Source organism: Pseudoalteromonas sp. DY56-GL79 (genome assembly GCF_041414765.1).
Classification (GTDB): domain Bacteria; phylum Pseudomonadota; class Gammaproteobacteria; order Enterobacterales; family Alteromonadaceae; genus Pseudoalteromonas; species Pseudoalteromonas piscicida.
The window spans coordinates 1-21,240 of the sequence record NZ_JANHZS010000039.1 but is presented as its reverse complement, the minus strand read 5'-3'; the positions used below and the strand labels follow the sequence as shown (position 1 = coordinate 21,240).

At 41.8% G+C, this 21,240-nt stretch carries 17 protein-coding genes and 1 pseudogene; 8 read left to right on the top strand and 10 right to left on the bottom strand.

Going from position 1 to position 21,240, the window contains the following annotated elements; translation table 11 throughout:
* Window positions 1-59 precede the first annotated feature (59 nt).
* From NO992_RS22215 to NO992_RS22205, 3 genes are all read left to right on the top strand, one after another.
* A complete protein-coding gene (locus NO992_RS22215; RefSeq protein ID WP_010379261.1) occupies window positions 60-575 on the top strand; it encodes a sigma-70 family RNA polymerase sigma factor in 516 nt (171 codons plus the stop codon).
* Window positions 575-1,294 carry a DUF3379 family protein gene (locus NO992_RS22210; RefSeq protein ID WP_371380532.1) on the top strand — a complete coding sequence of 240 codons (720 nt, stop codon included), beginning with the start codon at window positions 575-577 and terminating at the stop codon, window positions 1,292-1,294. Before NO992_RS22215 ends, NO992_RS22210 begins: the two co-directional genes overlap by 1 nt.
* A 144-nt stretch (window positions 1,295-1,438) precedes the next feature.
* Window positions 1,439-2,284 carry a Tim44 domain-containing protein gene (locus tag NO992_RS22205; protein WP_371380530.1) on the top strand — a complete coding sequence of 282 codons (846 nt, stop codon included), beginning with the start codon at window positions 1,439-1,441 and terminating at the stop codon, window positions 2,282-2,284.
* Window positions 2,285-2,310: 26 nt separating this feature from the next.
* On the opposite strand, the gene NO992_RS22200 is transcribed toward NO992_RS22205, so the two are convergent.
* A complete protein-coding gene (locus tag NO992_RS22200; RefSeq protein ID WP_371380528.1) occupies window positions 2,311-3,114 on the bottom strand; it encodes a kinase in 804 nt (267 codons plus the stop codon).
* A gap of 205 nt (window positions 3,115-3,319) precedes the next feature.
* Here NO992_RS22200 and NO992_RS22195 point away from each other — a divergent pair, with 205 nt between their 5' ends.
* Window positions 3,320-5,701 carry a TonB-dependent receptor gene (locus NO992_RS22195; protein ID WP_371380526.1) on the top strand — a complete coding sequence of 794 codons (2,382 nt, stop codon included), beginning with the start codon at window positions 3,320-3,322 and terminating at the stop codon, window positions 5,699-5,701.
* Window positions 5,702-5,763: 62 nt separating this feature from the next.
* Here the strand turns inward: NO992_RS22195 and NO992_RS22190 are convergent, their stop codons facing one another.
* From NO992_RS22190 to NO992_RS22165, 6 genes are all read right to left on the bottom strand, one after another.
* Entirely contained in the window at window positions 5,764-7,773 is a 2,010-nt protein-coding gene (locus NO992_RS22190) for a TonB-dependent receptor plug domain-containing protein (protein WP_371380523.1), read from the bottom strand.
* 136 nt (window positions 7,774-7,909) lie between these two features.
* A complete protein-coding gene (locus NO992_RS22185) occupies window positions 7,910-8,170 on the bottom strand; it encodes a hypothetical protein (protein WP_010379248.1) in 261 nt (86 codons plus the stop codon).
* 171 nt (window positions 8,171-8,341) lie between these two features.
* Complete coding sequence (locus tag NO992_RS22180) at window positions 8,342-8,593, bottom strand: hypothetical protein (protein WP_010379245.1); 252 nt, start codon at window positions 8,591-8,593, stop codon at window positions 8,342-8,344.
* Between the two features lie 6 nt (window positions 8,594-8,599).
* Entirely contained in the window at window positions 8,600-9,010 is a 411-nt protein-coding gene (locus tag NO992_RS22175) for a DUF1761 domain-containing protein (protein WP_371380521.1), read from the bottom strand.
* Between the two features lie 51 nt (window positions 9,011-9,061).
* Entirely contained in the window at window positions 9,062-9,577 is a 516-nt protein-coding gene (locus NO992_RS22170) for a response regulator transcription factor (RefSeq protein WP_045965239.1), read from the bottom strand.
* Window positions 9,558-10,799 (bottom strand): ATP-binding protein, encoded by a 1,242-nt coding sequence (locus tag NO992_RS22165; RefSeq protein ID WP_371380519.1) that lies wholly within the window; start codon window positions 10,797-10,799, stop codon window positions 9,558-9,560. Before NO992_RS22165 ends, NO992_RS22170 begins: the two co-directional genes overlap by 20 nt.
* A gap of 180 nt (window positions 10,800-10,979) precedes the next feature.
* Between NO992_RS22165 and NO992_RS22160 the strand changes: the two genes are divergently transcribed.
* Together NO992_RS22160 and NO992_RS22155 are read left to right on the top strand one after the other, a co-directional pair.
* Window positions 10,980-12,050: a ketoacyl-ACP synthase III gene (locus tag NO992_RS22160; protein ID WP_017216594.1), complete on the top strand. Its 1,071-nt coding sequence runs from the start codon at window positions 10,980-10,982 to the stop codon at window positions 12,048-12,050.
* Between the two features lie 107 nt (window positions 12,051-12,157).
* The gene (locus NO992_RS22155; protein ID WP_371380516.1) at window positions 12,158-13,630 is read left to right on the top strand and encodes an aminoacyl-histidine dipeptidase; all 1,473 of its coding nucleotides are present in this window, start codon (window positions 12,158-12,160) and stop codon (window positions 13,628-13,630) included.
* 260 nt (window positions 13,631-13,890) lie between these two features.
* Here NO992_RS22155 and NO992_RS22150 read toward each other — a convergent pair whose 3' ends face one another.
* Window positions 13,891-15,252: a M17 family metallopeptidase gene (locus NO992_RS22150; protein WP_371380514.1), complete on the bottom strand. Its 1,362-nt coding sequence runs from the start codon at window positions 15,250-15,252 to the stop codon at window positions 13,891-13,893.
* A 55-nt stretch (window positions 15,253-15,307) separates the two neighbouring features.
* Complete coding sequence (locus NO992_RS22145; RefSeq protein ID WP_371380512.1) at window positions 15,308-15,682, bottom strand: hypothetical protein; 375 nt, start codon at window positions 15,680-15,682, stop codon at window positions 15,308-15,310.
* Window positions 15,683-16,214: 532 nt separating this feature from the next.
* On the opposite strand from NO992_RS22145, the gene NO992_RS22140 reads away from it, so the two are divergent.
* Both NO992_RS22140 and NO992_RS22135 read left to right on the top strand, forming a co-directional pair.
* Window positions 16,215-18,812: a TonB-dependent siderophore receptor gene (locus NO992_RS22140; protein WP_017216591.1), complete on the top strand. Its 2,598-nt coding sequence runs from the start codon at window positions 16,215-16,217 to the stop codon at window positions 18,810-18,812.
* 98 nt (window positions 18,813-18,910) lie between these two features.
* On the top strand, window positions 18,911-20,377 hold the full coding sequence (locus NO992_RS22135) for a tetratricopeptide repeat-containing sulfotransferase family protein (protein ID WP_253106941.1): 1,467 nt from the start codon (window positions 18,911-18,913) through the stop codon (window positions 20,375-20,377).
* On the opposite strand, the pseudogene NO992_RS22130 reads toward NO992_RS22135, so the two are convergent.
* A pseudogene (locus tag NO992_RS22130) lies at window positions 20,319-21,164 on the bottom strand (alpha/beta fold hydrolase); the annotation flags it as partial. The gene NO992_RS22135 and the pseudogene NO992_RS22130 overlap by 59 nt on opposite strands.
* Window positions 21,165-21,240 lie beyond the last annotated feature (76 nt).

The window sequence follows — 21,240 nt, the reverse complement described above, 5'->3', positions numbered from 1 at the left end:
AACTAAAATAAAATGAGTTTTTGTTGAAATAAACCTGCAAAAAGATAGGTCTCATAGATATGGCCAGTAAACAACATCACTACGAGTCACTGGTTCGGATGTACCATAAAGAGCTATATAAGTTCGCTTATTGGTTGTCTGGCGATCCGACAATAGCAGAAGACTTAGTACAAGAAACTTTTTTGCGGGCTTGGCGCGCACTCGATTCATTACAAGATGAAAATGCAGCAAAGCCTTGGTTATTAACTATTTTAAGACGAGAGAATGCACGCCGTTTTGAGCGCAAGCAATTTGACTATGCGGAGGTTGAACAAGATACGCTGGTCGACGATACCAGTTCGGCTTTGGACGATACAATGGAGCAAACCGTTGTGCAACGACAAATAGCCAACTTAGCACCAGAATATCGTGAACCACTGCTACTGCAAGTGGTGATGGGATGCTCTGGGGATGAAATCGCCGATATACTTGAGCTGAATAAAAACACGGTGATGACAAGGTTATACCGTGCTCGCAACCAGCTAAAAGACGCTTTAACGACTGAATATAAACCAATAAAGGGGGCATCAAACTGATGGATGAACTCGAATTTCGACGCCGCCTAGTTGCTGATCCTCATGATGAAGAGGTCAAGAAACAGGCCGAACAGCAACCGGAGTTGCAAGCACTGGTCGAAGAAATGCAAGCTTTCGACGATTTCTTGGGAAAATCACTCGATATTGATGTGCCTGAGGGGTTGGCTGATAAGATAATTGCAAAGCAAAAGGAGCTTGAAACGGAAGAACAAAAAGTGGTGAGAGTGTCTTGGTTTAGACGTGCTACTGCACCATTTGCGATTGCCGCCAGCGTATTTTTTGCCGCTGTGGTCTTTTACTTTGGTGGTTTTGGACATCCTGTCGATACCGGTGAACATGCGCTTGCTCATGTGTATTACGAAGAAAATGCACTGCAAAAGCAAGAAACAGTGTCACTGCAAACCGTGAACGAGAAGCTCGCGATGTTTGGGGGTAAGTTCGACAACTTGCCGGGTAAAGTGGTTTACGCGACATTTTGTAATTTTAAAGGCCAAAAAAGCCTTCACTTGGTTATGCAATCCGAGTTTGGTCCACTCACGGTTTTTGTCGTGCCAGCTGGTCAACAAAGTACGATTGACGGCAAAGATAGCTTTGGTGATAGCCGCTTTGAAGGCTTGATTGCTCATGATGGTAAAGCCAACACCATACTGGTGGCAAACCGAGGTACGCCGATTGAAACCTTCCAATCAGAAGTGACAAGCTCACTACGCTGGTTATAACGCCACCGCCCCACTCTTTGGGGCGGTGTCTCAATATCCTTACTAAACCTCTCAAAATACAAATTTAATTGAGGTACATACCTATTTAAATAGCCATATTAGTTCTTTACAATGGCGGCAGTTATTTTGGTATATAGGAACTTTATGAGACATTTCATTGTGTTACTTTCCCTTGTTTCTTTTTTATTTACAGCCAGTTTTAATGCTGAAGCGAGAAAGAAGTTTGGTAGTAAGAGCTCAGGAAAAACGAATCAAACGCAAACAACTCAGCAAAAGCAGCAAACTGATACACAAGCATTAAATGCAAAATCTACAACAAAGCCTAAATCGAGTAAAAAAGGCATTATGGCTGGTGTACTCGGCGGATTACTAGCCGGAGGTCTAATTGCCGCGATGCTTGGCGATGATTTTGAAGGATTTCAATTCCTTGAAATGATTCTGCTTGCCGCTGCTGCCTTTTTAATTTTCAAATTGGTTAAGGGCATGCTTGCAAGAAAACAGCAGCCAAGTTATGCCGGCGCACCACCTATGGGTGGCTACAACAATACTCCACCACAGCAATTTCAAAGCCAAGGACCAATTGGCGGTGGTTTTGGCGCAAGTAGCGTGCCTATGAATTTGCCGAGAGATTTTGACATCAATGGCTTTTTACAAGGCGCAAGACAGCATTATCAAACCATCCAAACCGCTTGGAATAACAACGACTTTTCGACGGTTTCTGAATACTTGAGCCCAGAGTTGGTTGAAGAGTTCAAGCGTGAACGAGAGCAACAAGGTGACGTTAACACTGAGGTGATGTTTGTTGACGCTGAGTTAGTTCGTGCTGATACACGTCCTGACGTTTGGGAAGTAAGCATTAAGTTTACTGGAAAATATCGTGATCTCGGCGACATGCAAGAGGAACCTATCCACGAAATATGGCACTTAGAGCGTAAAACGACGGGAGATGCACCTTGGCTAATCGTTGGTGTTGAAGAGCTAGCAGCATAACTCATCAACTTTAACAAAAATTACACTCAGCTTGTGTATTCGCCAAGCTGAGTGTTTATTTGCAGAACTTCTCTATCCTCACCCAAACACACTTCAATATCTGCGATGTTTGGTAAGCTTTGCATCCCCCATACCGAAAGGCGTTGAAATGGCTGAATAAATTGTCTAACTTGCTCATCACTCATCCCCTTTCCAGTCGATGCTTTGAGCATATGCTCTTGTTGCAGGCGCCACTGATGTACTCTGTCGAAGCTCATTCCATTTAAATAAATGAGACTATCTAATTGTGAAAAAATAGCTTGATACTCTTCACATAAAATGTGGTTCACTTGTAAGCGAAACGAACCGTCTTTATCAAACTCTTGCTCAAATTGATTAACGGGAGATGCTAACTCATCGCTAGGCTGCGGCTCCACTCCCATACACCACCCCTCGATAATCAGTACCTGTAAACCCGCCTCAACTTCTCGCCATTTTGATTTTGGCAACTTCCTATCAATTGATTTATCAAATACAGGTAAAGTTAATGCTTCGCCGCGTTTAAACCTGTCTATAACACCTTGTAATAGTTGCAGATCATGAGTACCAGGCAAGCCTCTTTGTTGAAACAGCGGATGAAACTTTGAAGCAAGCACTGCCCGCTCTTCTGGGTCTAAATAAAAATCATCAAGAGACACACACTTACAGGCAATGCCAACTTCCCTAAGTTGTTTACAAAGAGAATAGCTGAGTGTTGATTTACCAGAGCCCTGAACGCCAGAAACCCCGATAACGAGTGTTTTCTTAGAATTAAATATTCCAAACCTTATTAGACTTTTGGCTAATTCCATATTTCTATGCATTATTTTTCAGATTAGTAACCTTATGATTAGTATAGACTTAAGTAAAACAAAAACACCACAACAAAAATAAAGTTACATTAAACTTGAATAATTTACATTAATAAATTATTTTTACCCTTCATTGATACATAAGCAACAGTACCGATATGGGTACTATTGCATTTTTCACACAAAAACAATAAAGGAAATCACAATGAAACCACTGGGGAAGATACCATTTGCTAAGAGTACTCTCTGCCTTAGCATGCTGGCTGCATCAGCAAGCTTTTACGCAACCGCGGAAGAGCAACCAGAAGACGGTGCTAAAGAACAAATTGAAAAAATTACCGTTACCTCTCGTCGTAAAGAAGAAACCATCATAGAAATCCCAATGCAGGTTTCTACTATCTCAGCTATGGACATCGCTGATCGTAACTTAGTATCAGCAGAAGACTTTTATAGAACACTTGCAGGGGCTGCTTCTCCCAGAGGTCAACTTATTTTGCGTGGGCTGAGTGGAGGTAACACAGCATTTCCAGATACAACCAGTGTTTTTGTCGATGATGTTCCTTTCACTTTTGAAAACTTAAACGATGTAGAGCGAGTTGAAGTTTTACGAGGACCACAAGGTACACTTTATGGTTCCAATGCTATCGGTGGTACGGTGAGGATCATCACTAAGAAGCCTGTACTTGATGAGTTTGAATTTTTCGCATCTACACAGATTGGAAGTGAAAAAGATGTAGATGGTCTACATCGTAATATTTCAATGGGTGTTAACATTCCACTTGTTGATGATACATTAGCACTACGTGTAAGTGGTAATACAGAACATGAACGTTACCAAATGGTTAACATGAACACAGGTGTTCAGGGTAACGCAGATCGAGGCTTTATCCGCAGCCAACTATTATGGCAAGTGGACCCAGAAACTTCAGTTACTCTCGGCTACGCACATACGACATTCAGCGACACGGGTACAACAACAGGTGACCGTTCTACACCAGGTTATTATTGGGACTACAGCTTAACTGCCAATGAGGAAGCGGCTTACGGGTATGATGTCGACTTCTTTAAAGTTTCTTGCCCTGAAACTGCAGAGCGACCTCAATGTAACGCGGGTAACGCTCCAATCGCTAACAAGGGCGTACCACAAAAATACCAAGTGTGGGACTTAATGGACCCATGGTCTGATGCCACTAATGACCTTTTCACTTTAAATATTCAGGATGATAACTTCCTAGATATTGCGTCTTTAACTTACGCAGGCTCTCACCGTACTTATGAAGAAGACAGCATTCAAACTGCATGGAGTCGCTTAGATGCGTCAGATATGTTCCGTACTTGGATCATTGACCATCGCAAATATGAGCGCGTGACTCACCAACTGCGCTTCCAAAATATTGATGTAAACTCGCCTCTATCTTGGACTATCGGCGCTTACTATGACGAAGTTGAGTACGGCTATGATCCAGACTACCAAAACCAATATCATGAAAAAGGTGACAAAGTATCTGCGTTAGCACTTAATTGGTGGGGTGCGGATGCGACACAAATTGGTAAAGATACATTTGGTAACCCGCAAAACAACTGGAACCTTACCAACATTCGTGATTACTCAGAAGAACTCGCTTTCTTCGCGGATGTTGCATACGAATTTGATTTAGGTGATTCCGGTAGCCTTGAAGTGAATGGTGGTGTACGCCGCTTTGAACTTAAAGATGGTTCTCACTACACGCAAGAAGGTATTTGGGCAACTTCTGAAGATAATCTAAGTGGTGAAGAATCAGGTAACCGCTATAAGTTCAGTGTTTCTTACCGTCCAAGTGAAGAAATGTCTGTATATGGTTTATATTCAGAAGGATATCGACCAGGTGGTAACAATGGTCCATTAGCAGCTTCATGTGAGGCCGATCCACTTGCTAAAAACCGTAAAGACCGTTACACGTCTGATGCTATCGAAAACTACGAGTTAGGCTTTAAAGCAAGCGTACTTGACAGAAAGGTTGATTTCTCAGCCGCTATCTATCGCATCGATTGGACTGATATTAAAACTTCAGTATACATGGACACGTGTGGTTTCTCATATACAGCTAACGGTGGTGAAGCTAAGTCTGAAGGTTTTGAGTTTGAGTCAACGGCCCGTTTAACTGACGACTTAACGATGTCATTCAACACGTCGTATACAAGCTCAGAGATCACAGAAGACAATGATTCTATCTCAGCAAGTGCTGGTGATAAGATGACAATGGTACCAGAATGGAATGCATACCTAGCGCTTGATCAAAATATTCAATTGTTCGGTAAAGATGCTTACATCCGAGGCGAATACTCTTTCTATGATGAATATAAAACACACTTTAATGTTCGTGATGAAGATAAAACACCAGCATATAGTGTATTTAATGTATCAGGCCGTATTCAGCTAAGTGATAGTCTAAAACTAAGTGTCTTCGTTAATAACCTATTTGATAAAGAAACTGCTACCTATATGCGTGCTCGCTCTAGAAACGCCAATAATTCAGCAGCTCAAGAGTATATTAACTACCTAAATGGCCGCACAATCAGCCTACGTGTTGATTATACGTTCTTTTAAGTAATAAAAAATGTGCCACCATATAGGTGGCACATTCATTCTATAAACACCTACCCCATCAGCTAATTAAAATTCTTAATATACTGAATCACTAAATTTCTGCCCTGTTGTGGCACATGACCGTCAATCAATCTTGGATCAAATACGGTGTACTTTTTATCAAAAAGATTTTCAGCTTTCAGTTGAATTTTAGCATTATTATCCAAATTGAAAGAAACGGTGCCGCCGATGAGGTAGTAACTTGACTGCTCGAAATCATCGACAATTGACTCCGGGGGAGCAGGTATAAATGTTGTATCTCGCCAAATTGCATTTAAAGTTACTTCTACCGCCTCTCTTTTATGAGTAAAGGCAAGTGCAGCAAACTTTTTAAAACTGCCATTTAATGGCTCATCAAATAACTGAGTGTATGCGCCTTGTATCCAAGTTGTACCACTCAGATTAAAATTAGCATTAACTTCAATACCCTGCATGCTCGTCTCAAAGACGTTATCAAATGTAAACTCAGCTTGTTCATCATCTATTGGTACTAGATTAATGAAGTCTTCAAGCTCATTATCAAATAACACTACATCAAACTGTTTAGACTCATCTTGATAGTGCCAAACAAGTTCTGTGGTTTTTACATACTCTGAAGTTAACTCCGAATTACCTGATGTAACATCATCGTTTGAGTTAAGTTCGTTGCTCACAGGGGTACGAAAAGACTCACCATATTGCAACTTAAAAGTGTTTGCCTCATCGTAACCATAAACGAACGCGAGCCTAGGCGATAATTTATCATCTATGTCTTTCACTTCGTCGTATCGTGCACCCGCGAACATACTCAGTTGCTCGCTAAACCGATACTTTGCTTGAACGTATCCAGCATAGGAATCAAAGTCTTGTCGCAACGGATAAAAAGGGGTGTAATCAGATATGGTTTGAATATCACCTAAATAAGTGTGGTTATAGATGATGATATCACCGGCACTTTGATCGTAATATGAGGTTCTAACGCCTGCTTTACTTTGTTCTTCTTTTGATAGCTCAACGCCAAAATTCCACTGTAACCGGTCGTTTTGTTTAAAACCACCATCTAAGTTATAAGTTAAGTCTCTGGATTGCCAAGCTGGACCAACTAAGAAGTCCCCTCCTTGCGTGATACCAATTTCTGCTGCTGTAACGATGAGTCCTGCACTTTCTATATTATGCTCAATAAAGCTTAACTTATGCGTTAACTCTAGTTGCTCAGTAGCTTGCCAATGATACTCAAATGTTGCTGCATAGTTCTCACTTTTATGCTCGTTTTCAGGGGAATAACGGGAAAGATTTAAAAACTCATCAAGTTGAGTACGGTTAAACCTTACTTGCCATGTTAACGCTTGATGGCTACCTCCAAATACAACAAAAAGTGATTCTAACGGGTCTTTTACAGCACCTCCAAAATAGCTATCCCCTGAGCGTTTATTAAATGCTAAATTGGCATAGAGCCGTGTTTCGTCCGACACTTGCCTTGAAAGATTCAACGCTGCTTGCGCACTGCCGTGTTCACCATAACCAACAGAGAGCTGATTATTACGCTTTTTGGTAATAATATTCATCACGCCAAGAAAGGCGTTACTACCATACAGGGCGGAACCGGGACCTCGGATAAATTCAACTTTATTGATAATCTCAATCGGAATGTAAGGTGTGTAGACTGATGCTTTACCAAATGAGGACTCATTGAGCCTTTGGCCGTCAATCATCACTAACACATGTCCAGTATCCAAGTACACACCGCGAGTATGCTCTTTTGGCACAGCCCCGACCCAATCGCCTCGAGTAGATTGAAAGCCAGGTACAAAGTTCATCAAATCATAAACACTGTCGACACCTAGGCTATTTATTTGTTCTGAATTAAAAACAGTAATACTAGAGGGAACCGATGCTCTCGTTTCGTCGGTTTTGGTTGCGATAGAGACGTTTACATTCAACAGCTCTTCAAATGAAAGCTGATAAAGGTCGGAGTCCGTAGCTTCTGGTTCAGCGACTACCGCAAAAGGAAGTAATAATGGTGTGACTTTAATTAAAGCGCTTAAGTTTTTCATATTATACGAGCTCTATGTTCCCACACTTCACTCGTAGTGTTAGATTACTCTAACCTACGTAGCAGCATATGATTAACTTAATAATACTTGCTCCTAGCCACTACGCAAGTTTTTGATTAGCCTTTTCTTTTAGACTCTAAGCAGATGCCAACTTTCTCGCTTTGAAATATTTAAATAAACCAATTAGAGAGGCTGCAATCCAAAATAGCTCAATCACAAAGCTTGCAAGGTTAAAGTTATAACAAAGACTAATCAGTAGTAGGATCGCACCACTTAAATTCATTAAGTTATACGTTAAACTATCGGGAGATGCCTTTTCCAGCTGTAGCATAAAGAATGCACCAACAACCAAGAAAGTGCCTGTCATACCGATGATATCGAACATTAAATCGATCATGTTTTTTCCATTTAGCAAGACCCAAGAGGCTGGCCCAGTTCCATGGGAAGGGTCATTTTCATTCATTGAAACAGCAAAGCCAAACGGCGAGATAGTAACAAATTGGAAAATTCAAGACAGGACATTTGTCTGATAACAACAAAAAGTGAGCAATGAAAATTGAAGTAATGACTACTTGAAGGTGACCTTGCCACCAATTATTTTCAGTGCTGGCGCACCTCTCACTAATGTATCGCGGGCAAACTCTTGCTCACAATGAGGGCAGTTTATTTGGTTGGTGGTAAAATCTTGGGTGATCCGTTCTTTAAAACATTTAACTAGACTGCCCTTGCCTCCCTTACGATACTTAAATAGCTGCTGGCGGCATCCTGCACAATAAATATCGACAGTTCTAACAGGGCCTTTTTTATTGGGTTTTGCCATACCGAATTAACTCATAATCCTGAGTACAAATGCAATGAGCGTAAACTGTAACACATGATAGCCACCGTTGACTAAAAACAGTTTCATCGGGCGCTGCTCAAATATATAGCTTATTCCTAGTGAACAGGCGACGAAAAAGATCCCCACACCAAGCCCAACTCCGGTAGCCGCTAGCAAAGAGAGCGATAGATCAAGCATTACAGCCATAAACACAGCGGATAACAAAGACAACAAAAATGCGACGCCAAAAGTCATCTTGGGATCGCTCGTTTGTAGGTCAAGCTCTGTCAATCCACACCCCTCCATCCAGGATTTTTGAAACAGCATAGGCGAATACCAAATACCACCTAACATAAAGGAAGACAAAGCGGCGAGAATAATTGCCCAAAGGTTTAATGCTTCAAATGAGAGTATCATCGACTAACTCAGCATATTTCATTTTATTTAATAATGAGTATAAGTGAAAACCTACTTATAAACAGGTTTCTTTTGTAATTTCCTCTGCAGCGTTCTTCTGTGCATGTTAAGTTGCCGCGCGGTTTCAGAGATATTACCTTCATTTGCCTTTAAAACTTGCTGAATATGTTCCCACTCTAGTCGTTCTGGAGACATGACTTCTTCCACAATTTCTTGGCCTTTCTCTCCCAATAGCGTTTGTACTATCAAGCTGGTACTTGCAGGTTTAGTTAAGTAGTCGTCAGCGCCCAATTTTATCGCCTCAACCGCAGTCGCAATGCTGGCATAACCCGTTAATAATACAATGCGAGCATTTGCATTGAGCTGCTTGATTTGTGTTATGAAGTTTATTGAGTTGGCCTCGCCAAGTTTCATATCCAATAATATGTAGCCGAAAACCTCTTGTTTACAAGCCACCTGCATTTCTTCAATGGAAGTAACATGTTCAACACTAAAACCTTGTTTTTCCAGGCGCCTTATTAATGTCTGCGCATAAGGCATATCATCTTCAACAAGCAGTAACTTCATCACTCACCCTTGGTAGTTTAACTGTACATTTGGTGCCATAAGTAAGGTCGCTTTCAATCAGCAGATGCCCACCAAGCCGTTCAATTGTCGCATGACTCAGCAGTACAGCCATGCCAAGCCCTAATTCACTATTCACTACATTGTGCCCTAACTGCGCTAGCCTTTCTTCTGCAATTCCCTCACCTCTATCAAGTATGGTGATCACATGTTCAGTCGACTCTGAGGTAAATGTCACATCGATGTCAGTCTGTTTTGCTTGCTCATTTGCTCGCACACCGTTACTAATCAGATTTAAAATCGAAGGCATCAACATAGGATCATCGCACAGTGCCCCCTGAACATTCGTGATATCGAATCTAAAATGCTGCTGTGGAAATTGTAAATTCGTTAATTCTTTTAACTGCTCTGCAAGACGCTCTACAGTTATCATTTGTTTAGACGCTGACTTTAAATAATCAGTAAATTCTCTAAAGACATTAAGCTGCTCCTTACATTTCCCAAGCGGTTCTGACATTTCTTGAACACATGCCTCTTTTGGATACGACTCCTCCAGCTCTTCGTGTAATAGCGCCAAATGTGCGATTGGCGTGGCGAGTTGATGGGTAGCTTGTGCAGCCGCACTACCTAGTGCAATTAATTGCTCTTGCTGAAGTTGCTGCTCTCGTAGCATAGCAATTGCCCTTTCTTTTTTTCGATTTTGCTTTACCAATATGCTTACGACGGTAACAACGACTATGATAGTGAAAGTAAAGTTTACTAACATCCCGAGCAAGTGGGTGCTCATGTCCATGTGGTGGACATGTTCATGAGACATTTTTATATAAAGATAAAGATAAGCGCCAATCGCCCCAGCCGACACCATCAACATATTGATAGTTGGAATCGTTACTGCTGCAATAACCGTTGGCAGTACCAACAAGGACACGAAAGCATTGGTTGCTCCGCCGGTCAGGTCCAACAAAATAGTAAGAAACAAAATATCCGCCAACAATTGCATTGTCATACCAATAGGCGCTGCTTCTTTTGTGTTACGGTAGGCGTATATACTTAACAGCTGAAATACCGACTCCGCAGCTACCACTGCAACTACCGAAACAAAATCAAATTGTTTACCAAAAACGACAGCCGCTATCGCTAGCATCACAATTTGGATAGCGATTGCCACTGACCGCAACAGCAAAAGTTGGCCCAATGCAGAGTTCGGAGAAAACGCAATTTTCATGAAAATGTAAGAAGCTAAGCTAAGATAAAAGAATTATACCTAATCTAACAAAAATAGGTGTGATCGAGGTCAGTTATATCGCGTTAATACGAACCTCTGCTTCGCTTTTATGGCAATACTGTGAAGGATTTGGTATAAATAAAAAATTGGCCAACTGGTCGGATTAGATTAAGAGACACTATGGTTTATGCAAAAATTACGGGCTGGGGAAAGTGTATTCCACCAGCTAGCATCAGTAATGATGAAATTAGTACTATCGTTGACACAAATGATGAATGGATAAGTACGAGAACAGGTATCAAATCCAGACGCGTTAGCCATGTTAGCACTGCAGAGCTTGCAACAGTGGCCAGTCAACACGCTTTGGCATGTGCAGGGCTTGAAGGTAAAGATATCGATCTTGTGCTACTTGCCACCTGTACACCGTCAACTATGGTGGCAAATACAGCTTCTTTAGTACAAAAAAATATTGGCGCTGTTGGTGCTGCAGCATGTGATACCAATGCAGCCTGTTCAGGCTTTTTGTATGCATTACAAAATGCTACCGCACAGATCCAAGCCGGTATGATTAAAAGAGCCGTAGTTGTTGCAGCTGAGCGTATGACTTGGTATGTAAACTGGGCAAAGCGTGACAGCGCAGTATTATTTGGCGACGGTGCTGGTGCTGTCGTGCTTGAAGCAAGTGACGAACCAACCGGGTTATTAGGCACCAAAACTGGCTGTGATAGCACAGATAGAAGTATATTACACATTCCAAACTATGGTACTGATATGGACCGCTGTGCAAGCACCGGACCTTCTGACCTCTCTTTTGAGGGACGTGAAATCTTTAAGCGTGCTGTAAAAGGTATGAGTGAAGCATGTGATGATGTACTCAACCAAGCACAGCTATCACTAGAAGACATCGATGTACTTATCCCGCATCAAGCTAATCTTCGTATCATTCAAGCTATCCAAAATCGCTTGGAAATTGCAGATGATAAAGTCATGGTTAATATCGACAAGTATGGTAATACCTCAGCTGCAACAATTGCAATTGCACTGTGTGAAGCTGTCGAAAATGGTCTTATTAAGCCACACGCTAATATTATGTCGGCGGCATTTGGCGCAGGATTAACCTGGGCTGCCAGCTATTTGAAATGGGGAGAAAGAACGACCCCAATTGCAGTGTCGGATGCACGTTTACCTGATTGCGATAAAACAGGCCTTGAATTGATTGCACCAGCAGTGGCCGCAAGTCAAGCTCAATAAGTAACCTATTCTCTCTAGTTACTGAAACTTAGGGTTAATTGCTCGATTTTGCCCTTGGGTGGGTGGTAATATTGCAATATTATTATCGCTCATCCAAGGAGTCTACTGTGCTCAAAGCGCATACTGAGATCAGTCAATTAGAACCACAAGCAATTTGGAAGTTTTTTGACCAAATTTGTGCCATTCCCCATCCTTCAAAACACGAAGAAGCACTAGCAAGCTTTATTGTTGACTGGGCTAAAAGCAAAAATTTAGACGTACGTCGTGATGAAACTGGTAATGTGTTCATCAAAAAACCTGCGACAAGTGGCATGGAAAATCGTAAGCCCGTTGTATTGCAAGCGCACATTGATATGGTGCCACAAAAAAATGATGATACAGCACACGACTTCGTTACTGATCCAATCAAGCCATATGTTGATAATGGCTGGGTAACTGCAACTGGCACGACGCTAGGTGCAGACAATGGTATCGGCATGGCCTCATGTTTAGCCGTTTTAGACGCTGACGATATCAAGCACGGTCCACTTGAAGTATTACTAACCATTGATGAAGAAGCAGGTATGAGCGGCGCGTTTGGTTTGCAATCTGGCTGGTTAGACGGTGAAATCCTACTTAACACCGATTCAGAGCAAGAAGGCGAGATCTACATGGGTTGCGCAGGTGGTGTAGATGCATCCTTAACTCTACAACTCTCGCGAGAAGCGTTACCTAAACACCATAAAATCTTTGAGCTGTCTCTAAAAGGCTTACGCGGCGGACATTCTGGTGTCGACATTCACACAGGTCGCGCCAACGCCAATAAATTGCTCGCAAGATTCTTAAAGCATCATATCGCAGACTTTGACCTAAGACTTATCGAGATCAGAGGCGGCTCCCTGCGCAATGCAATTCCGCGCGAAGCATACGCAGTCATTAGTTTTAATGAAGCGAAAATAAGCGAGTTCCAAACGCTGATTGAAACTTATGAAACCATCATTAAGCAAGAGTTATGTGCCATAGAAACCGGGATCACATTTGCACTCAGCACTTCAACAAGCACCACATTGCCAATGAGCCAAGCTTCTAAAAGTAAAGTATTAGCGCTTCTCAATGCTTGCCCTAATGGTGTTGTACGCATGAGCGACGATATACCTGGTGTTGTTGAAACCTCACTTAATATGGGTGTAATTTCTACTACAGATAACAGTTTAGAAGTCCTATGTTTGATCCGTTCATTAATTGATTCTGGTCGCAGTGATGTCGAGGGTATGTTGCGTTCACTGGCTGAGCTGACAAAAGCTGACATTGAATTCAGTGGTGCTTATCCAGGCTGGAAACCTGATCCAAGCTCAGAAGTATTAGCTATTTTCCGTGATATGTATGAGTCAATCTACGGTGAAAAGCCACATATTATGGTTATTCATGCTGGTCTTGAATGTGGTTTGTTCAAAGAACCTTACCCGAATATGGATATGATTTCTTTTGGTCCAACCATCAAATTTCCACATTCTCCTGAGGAAAAAGTAGAAATTTCAAGCGTTGGTCTATATTGGCAGCAAATGAAAGGGATCTTAGAAAACATTCCTGAAAAGCAGTAAAACTAATCCCAAACTAATACCAATTTGACTTGATACTTGCTCAATTTGAGGGATAAAATCTGACGCTAGCTGTGTTAAAGATTTATCTTTTAAAACAATTAAATAGCAAAACTTTTTCCGGGCTATCGACAAGATTTTCTTGCCTCAAAATAGACCTCGTAACTAAGTGAATTGGTATAATTACCGTGAAATCATGTTGTTAGATAAACAAAAAGCCCAGCTGACATAGCTGGGCTTTTTGTAGATTTCAAACTCTGCGATTAGCTAAACTTTTTCTCAAGATAACTAAACATAGTTCTAAGACCCAATGCTTCACCACCAACAGGTCTACCCGGTAATGCTCTTACGTTCCAAGCCATCACATCAAAATGTAGCCAAGGTGTCGTAGCTGGCTCAACAAATTCTTTTAGATACAGTGCCGCTGTTATTGAGCCACCAAACGGTGTCGAACCACAGTTAGCAATATCTGCGATATCGCTCTTGAACAGCGCCTTATATTGATCAAACAAAGGTAGTTGCCAGATAGGATCCGCATTACCCAGACCAATTTCCATTAGCTCAGAAGCAATCGCTTGATCTGTAGAATAAAAACCAGGAAGTTCAGTGCCAAGGGCAATGCGACACGCACCAGTCAAGGTTGCAAAATCTATCAATAGCTCCGGCGCTTCTGTTTGCGCTTCAGCCAATGCGTCACATAAAACCAAGCGTCCTTCGGCATCGGTATTGTCAATTTCAACCGTAATACCTTTACGTGTTTTGATCACATCACCTGGCCTAAAGGCATTGCGAGACACCGCATTTTCTACCGCAGGGATAAGTACGCGTAATCTAACAGGCAGCTTAGCCGCCATAATCATATTAGCCAACGCGATAACATGAGCCGCTCCGCCCATGTCTTTTTTCATATTACGCATGCCAGACGCTGGCTTTAAGTCCAGACCACCAGAGTCAAAACATACGCCTTTACCAACTAAAGTAAGTTTTGCGTGGTTTTCGTCACCCCAACGTAAATCAAGCAAACGCGGAGCATTATCACTCGCACGGCCCACCATGTGAATCGTTGGGTAGTTTTGCTCTAACAACTCATCACCTATGATTTGTTCAAATGATGCTCCGTATTGCTCGGCAAGCTCTTCCATTACTTCAGCCATGTGCTGAGGCATCATATCGGCAGCCGGTGTGTTTACCAGATCTCTTGCAAGATTAATAGACTCGACAGCCGCTTTTACTTTGGCATATACCTTCGCATCTTCGATAGCAAGCTTTGCGACAATCGCTGGCAATTCTTTATAAGCAGAAAATTGATACGCCCCCAGTAAAAACGCAATAGCGTGGCTTTCAACTTGCTCTGAAGCGATATCAATAAAATAAGTGCCTTTTGGTAATTGCTTTGCAAGATCGCCCAATAGCCAAAAATCATCGTCTTCAGCAATAACAATAACTCGCTCAACTTCTCCAGAATCAGCATTCGGAATAAGAATATTTTTTTGCGATTGAAGTTGTGCGGTTTTTACGAAAAGCTGCGTCGTACTTGACTGCTGCGCTTGCCATGACGCTAATTCTGCAGCGGAGAAGATAGAAATGGGTGTACCCATAGCAGAGTGAACGAGTAGGTTGTTCATGTAGGCCTCAAATTTATTATATTCGTACTTAGATTACCAAGGCTAAAAAGAAAATTCACTGTTCCTTGGTTTTTATTGGCTTTTTTTTCAAATTGAATGAGCTAGGCAAAACATCCACGCCCACTAATTGACCAACCTTTACGATTATCGGAATGGTAATGGGGGCAAAAGGTAAAACTGCAAACACACCCAGTCCTAACCCTTTGAGAATATCCACTAGTTGAGCGTTTGCTGTTTTTAGCTCAGCCTTATGCGCTCGCCCCAAAGTATATCGCTTGTATATCTCAAGCATTTCTTTAGTTTCTTGTTTCTCTTGTTCTAGTGCGCATTTGAGCGCAATCATTGCTCTGCGCAATCTTATTTGCTGTCTGCGTTTACTGATCCGAGCAACGCGCATCGGTGCTTTATGGACAACTTTGATCAGTTTCATTAATAAACTCAAAGATAGTGTTGTCCAGAGTCTATCAAAATTTTTAGCACTTTAGCTATTAGCCATTGGTACAAATTACCTATTCTAGCGAGCAAAGTTATACGTAAAGTGTGCAAAACAATGGACTAGTACAAAATCAACCCCAATTACCACACAAAACTGTACAATAATCACCCACACAAAGACTAGCATCCAACACTGTTTAATTAATCTACAAAAACTGAATAATGAAATTTCAGTAAACTAGCCAAATTTTGTAACAACAAATTTTAAGCTGCTGGGTGTTTATCTAGAAAAGCAGTTAAAGTGCTCAAAATTTCATTTTCAACAATAACTTATCATGCAAATTTTGTAATTCTTCTTAGCCTAAACAAAAAGTTATTAAGAAAGTTGCAGTTTCAGAAATCACTGCTAATTTTAAAAAAGCGCTTGCCAACACATAGCAAATTAAATTATATGTGTATTAAAGGTAAAAATATTATAAATGACCTTTTTTATTGGTATGACAACAACAATCAACTGGGGAAACAGGATGAAACTAAAAAGTAACACGCTGCGCCGTGCAATTCGCTTCGCGCTAGCTTCAGCAGCAACTACTTCACTTCTTACCACTACCGTAATGGCTGAAGAAGCCAATCAAACAAAAGCTAAAGCAGATGAAAAAGTCGAAAAAATCGCCGTTGTAGGTTCTCGAGCGGCGCCTCGCTCTGTGGGCGAGTCACCGGTACCTATCGACATCATCGGTGCAGAAGATATGTCAAAGGCGGCAGGTTCTGACATGCTCGAGTTACTGAAAGGATCGGTACCGTCTTTGAACGTACACGCGAATCCAATCAGTGATGCAGCAACGTTAGTAAGGCCAGCTAACTTACGCGGATTGCCTGCGGATAGTACGCTGATTTTGTTAAACGGTAAGCGTCGCCACCGTTCATCGGTGATTGCCTTTTTAGGTGGTGGTATTAACGACGGTGCACAGGGCCCTGATATTTCAGTGATCCCGAGTATTGCACTAAAACAAGTTGAAGTACTTCGTGATGGTGCAGCAGCACAGTACGGTTCAGATGCAATCGCAGGTGTAATGAACTTTGTACTTAAAGACGCGAGCGAAGGGGGTTCTTTCTCTATTCGTCAAGGCGAATACTACGAAGGTGACGGCGATACGACGGTGATTGAAGGTAACGTAGGTCTGCCATTTACGGATGATGGATTTGCTAACTTAAGCTTTCAGTACAAAGAAGCGGACGCGACTAGCCGCAGTGTTCAACGTCCTGATGCAGCAGCATACATTGGCGCCGGAGTTGAAGGCGTTGGTGACCCAGCACAAATTTGGGGTGCACCAGAAATCAAAGACGATATCAGTATCTTTGGTAACATTGGTGTAGACGTCACTGACAATGCTCGATTCTATATGTTTGGTAACTACTCTGAGCGAGACGTTAAAGGCGGATTCTATTATCGAAACCCTCAAACCCGTCCAGGTGTTTATTCTAACGATGGTGGCGAAACCTTACTCGTAGGCGATCTAGATGGCGTAGGTGTTGGCATTGAGTGTCCAGTCGTTAATCTAACGGATAAAAATGTAGCGAATATCCCGGCATATCAATTAATTGCGGCTGATACAGAGTTAGGTAGAAACTGTTTTGCCTTTAATGAAATTTTACCAGGCGGCTTTACTCCAAACTTTGGTGGTAACATCACTGATACCTCTCTAACTATTGGTGTTGAAGGGGAATTTAAAGATGGTTTCCTTGAAGGCGGTTTTTGGGATTTGAGTGGCTCGGTGGGCCGTAACGAATCACGTTATTTCATCACTAATACTGTGAATGCCTCTCTTGGCGCTGATACACCGATGGACTTCAGCCCTGGTAAATACATCCAACTGGAAAAGAATTTTAATTTCGATGTGTCGAAAGGCTATGATTTTGACCTAGCTTACGATGTAAACGTTGCAGCAGGTCTTGAGTGGCATGAAGAAACATTCGAAGTACTTTCAGGTGACGAAGCATCATTTATTGCAGGACCGCTGACTGAGCAAGGCTTTGGGATAGGTTCAAATGGTTTCCCTGGATTTAAACCTTCTGCAGCAGGAGAATACACTCGTCGTAACTATGCCGCTTATGTAGATATTGAAACACCATTTACTGAAGACTTTATGATGGGGTGGGCACTTCGTTACGAAGATTACGATTCATTTGGTTCGACTACAAACTTTAAGATCACCGGTCAATATCATGTTACCGAAGACTTCTCGGTTCGTGGTTCAATCAGTACCGGTTTCCGCGCGCCAACGGTAGGTCAAGCTAACGTGTCTAACGTACAGACAAACTTAAGCAGTGGTGTATTGGTAGATTCAGCACTATTACCACCAACAAACCCTGTTTCAGAGCAGCTTGGTGGTACTGAATTGACTCCTGAAGAGTCAGAAAGTTATACACTAGGTGCGGTATATCGCTCTGGCGACTTATTTATTACGCTAGATTACTACAACATTGAAGTAACTGACCGTCTAAGCCAGTCTGAAAAAATCGTTTTAAGTGATGCTGACAAAGCAGCCCTTAAAGCGGCGGGTGTTCCTAACGTTGATAACTTGGCGCAGGTGAGCTTCTTCACTAACGACTTCGATACCACGACTCAAGGTATCGACTTAGTTGGTAACTATTCTATGGATATGCTGGGTGGCTATGCCACATTCAGTGCAGCATACAACTGGAATGAAACTGAAGTAGACCGCTTCTCTGCTATCACAGGTGACTTCAAGGTATCTCGTTTAGAAAACGACTTACCGAAGCACAGAGGCACATTAACTTGGGCTCAGCAATGGGATAACTTCTCAGGCTTTGTTCGTATGAACTACTTTGGCGAATACCAAGGCGTTCACGTCGATTATGATGCAACAGCAAAAACAGCGGATGCGACAATCACATTTGATGCAGAGCTTACCTACTTTGCAACAGATTCAATCAGTCTGTCTGTTGGTGCAAATAATATCTTTGACCAAGATGCAGAAGAACTAGACTTCTTTGACGCTACAGGTATCCCAAATAACAACTGGGGTGGCAAATACTATGAAACTTCACCATATGGTATTAATGGTGGTTTCTACTATGTGAAAGCAACCTATACGTTCTAACTTTTACTGTAACCCAGAAACAAAGGCGAACTAGCATTAGCTATTTCGCCTTTTTATTTTTATCCTATATAGCAAAGCAGTTAATTTTGAATACAAACATGTTGTTATTAAAGCGAGCCAACGAATTATTAGCCGAAAACAAGCTTAGAGAAGCAGAGTTTATGTACAAGTCGGTACTTAAACAGTCACCTAACAACGGTCCTGCTCTATTTGGTTTAGGCCGCATTTGCATGCGTTTAGAGCAGTACGATAACGCAATCTACTATTTAAAAAGAGCATGCGAACATTTACCAAAAATGCTTGAGCCACTCTTCGCATTGGCCGATGCGTTTTTAGCCGTAGGTTCACCGGTTGACGCAAAAACCGTACTTGAATACACCTTAAGCGTGGCAAAACATAATGCCCAAGCCCATTACCAACTCGGTCAATTCTATTTGGACTATGGCTTTATTGAACAAGCTAAAAATGTCTTTAAAGCGGGGTTAGATTGTCCTCATAGTACAGTGACTGCATTTATGCTGTACGAACTGGTACAGATGTCCTCAGCCAAAGAATTACCTGCATACTTAGCGATTTTAGAAAAGTTGGAAAATGAGTTTGAAGCACCGAGACTAAAAACTGTGGTTCACTATGCGCTTGCTAAGTGTCATGAACAATTAGGTAATTTTAATGCAGCTCAAGATAACTATGCTTTAGCGAATGATACACAGCTGCTGATGAGCGAGTTTCGTACTGTAGACATGCTGCCATTTTTTGAATCAATCAAGCTGCATTGTGGCAAAGCGTTTTTTGATAAACCTAGTGATAGGGTTAAGACAACATTTACGCCTGTTTTTATTGTTGGTTTGCCAAGAACTGGCTCGACTCTCCTAGAGCAAATGCTAGTGCAACATTCACATGTTGGTACACTAGGCGAGAATACCGTGATCAGCGATAAAATTGTCCCTTACCTCAGTAAACGCAATAATGCAGAGTTCCCTGCTTGTTTAGACCAACTAAGTAACTCTATGTTAGATCATTGCCGTATACTCTATGTCGACGAGATAAAGCGGCATCGAGTGCCGGAAGAAGTGGTGATCAATAAACTTCCAGCTAATTTCCAAAATCTTGGGTTAATCCACAAACTTTTCCCTGAAGCACGAATTATTCATTTAACTCGTAACCTCAATGCTACAGCCTGGTCTGTCTATAGTAATCATTTCGCCGAAAGCGAGCCCTACTTTTGCTCCTTAAGTGAATTTGCCTTGTATGCGCAAGCGCAAAGCGACTTGATGTCACATTTTAATCAATTTATGAAAAGAGATATTTTTACGCTCAGTTACGAACAACTTATTGCAGAGCCTGAAAAGACTATTAAACAATGCTTAAGCTTTTTATATCAAAAATACGAGCCAGAATGCTTGGAGTTTCACAAATCTAAAAAGCCGGTACATACTCTAAGTAAGGCGCAGGTCAGAAAGCCAATCAGCACGCAGCCACTAGAAAAGTGGCAGCGCTATGAAGCGTTTATCGAGAAGATGATTGCTCAACCGCAAAGCGATCAAACCACGCCAGCAAATCTTTAAACTGATCATCACGTGCATGTTTATGGGTTTACATGTCTATGTGCCCATAATTGTGCCGATGGCCGTGCTTTTTTCCATAAATTCTGAGTTCTTGTATCCCCTTTCCCGATTCACGAATAAATGCTTGAATATCGACAGGTTGTGCCAGTGCTTTATCTTTAACACCCGCAATGTGCAAGATTGGAGGTAACGTCATGTCTTGTAATACTGCGGCATAATTAAAACCGTCGTCGGAGTCAATCCATGGGCGCTTCCGTGCCCAGTCAGCGCTTTGAGCATGAGATTTTAAAGACTCATCATCACTCCCCCAACCAAGTCTTTTCGCGGGTAAATAGCCATGCTTTTTCGAATAATAGTGCGCAACGTTAAACCATATTAGGTTTGCCTTCAATAATTTGCTCGGGTGATTGTTATGTAAACTACGCTTAGAACCAAAATAAACACATGCATTAACATGTTGGATTTCTTCAGGAAAGCGTGCAAAAACACAATTCATCAATACACCTCCCCAAGAATGCGCAATCCAATATTGTGCTCTAGATCCGGTATATCGTTCGATAAAATTCAGCATTTTAGGGATTTCGTGCAAGATTGATTCAGTTTGACCATAATCCGCTTCAGCGTCGATTTTAGGTATGCTCTCTCCTCGCCCACGAAGATCACCAACAAAACAGCGATAGCCGTGTTCAGCTAAAAAAGGCGCTAGCCCTTTATTGCTTTCAGTATAAAAAATTTTGCCATTTTCAACCGCACCATGCATGAAAAACACAACAGGGCCGCTACTACCCCAGGGCGGGATCGCACTTTTAGCTAATTTATGATCAAATAGCGCCAATCCCATTGCTAGGCGCAACCAATGAACC

Coding starts and splice junctions, on each gene's coding strand:
- NO992_RS22190 (WP_371380523.1), bottom strand. CDS start 7,773: ATGAAAAACTTAAGCGCTTTAATTAAAGTCACACCATTATTACTTCCT.
- NO992_RS22200 (WP_371380528.1), bottom strand. CDS start 3,114: ATGGAATTAGCCAAAAGTCTAATAAGGTTTGGAATATTTAATTCTAAG.
- NO992_RS22185 (WP_010379248.1), bottom strand. CDS start 8,170: ATGATCGATTTAATGTTCGATATCATCGGTATGACAGGCACTTTCTTG.
- NO992_RS22170 (WP_045965239.1), bottom strand. CDS start 9,577: ATGAAGTTACTGCTTGTTGAAGATGATATGCCTTATGCGCAGACATTA.
- NO992_RS22205 (WP_371380530.1), top strand. CDS start 1,439: ATGAGACATTTCATTGTGTTACTTTCCCTTGTTTCTTTTTTATTTACA.
- NO992_RS22135 (WP_253106941.1), top strand. CDS start 18,911: ATGTTGTTATTAAAGCGAGCCAACGAATTATTAGCCGAAAACAAGCTT.
- NO992_RS22215 (WP_010379261.1), top strand. CDS start 60: ATGGCCAGTAAACAACATCACTACGAGTCACTGGTTCGGATGTACCAT.
- NO992_RS22180 (WP_010379245.1), bottom strand. CDS start 8,593: ATGGCAAAACCCAATAAAAAAGGCCCTGTTAGAACTGTCGATATTTAT.
- NO992_RS22165 (WP_371380519.1), bottom strand. CDS start 10,799: ATGAAAATTGCGTTTTCTCCGAACTCTGCATTGGGCCAACTTTTGCTG.
- NO992_RS22195 (WP_371380526.1), top strand. CDS start 3,320: ATGAAACCACTGGGGAAGATACCATTTGCTAAGAGTACTCTCTGCCTT.
- NO992_RS22150 (WP_371380514.1), bottom strand. CDS start 15,252: ATGAACAACCTACTCGTTCACTCTGCTATGGGTACACCCATTTCTATC.
- NO992_RS22160 (WP_017216594.1), top strand. CDS start 10,980: ATGGTTTATGCAAAAATTACGGGCTGGGGAAAGTGTATTCCACCAGCT.
- NO992_RS22210 (WP_371380532.1), top strand. CDS start 575: ATGGATGAACTCGAATTTCGACGCCGCCTAGTTGCTGATCCTCATGAT.
- NO992_RS22140 (WP_017216591.1), top strand. CDS start 16,215: ATGAAACTAAAAAGTAACACGCTGCGCCGTGCAATTCGCTTCGCGCTA.
- NO992_RS22145 (WP_371380512.1), bottom strand. CDS start 15,682: ATGAAACTGATCAAAGTTGTCCATAAAGCACCGATGCGCGTTGCTCGG.
- NO992_RS22175 (WP_371380521.1), bottom strand. CDS start 9,010: ATGATACTCTCATTTGAAGCATTAAACCTTTGGGCAATTATTCTCGCC.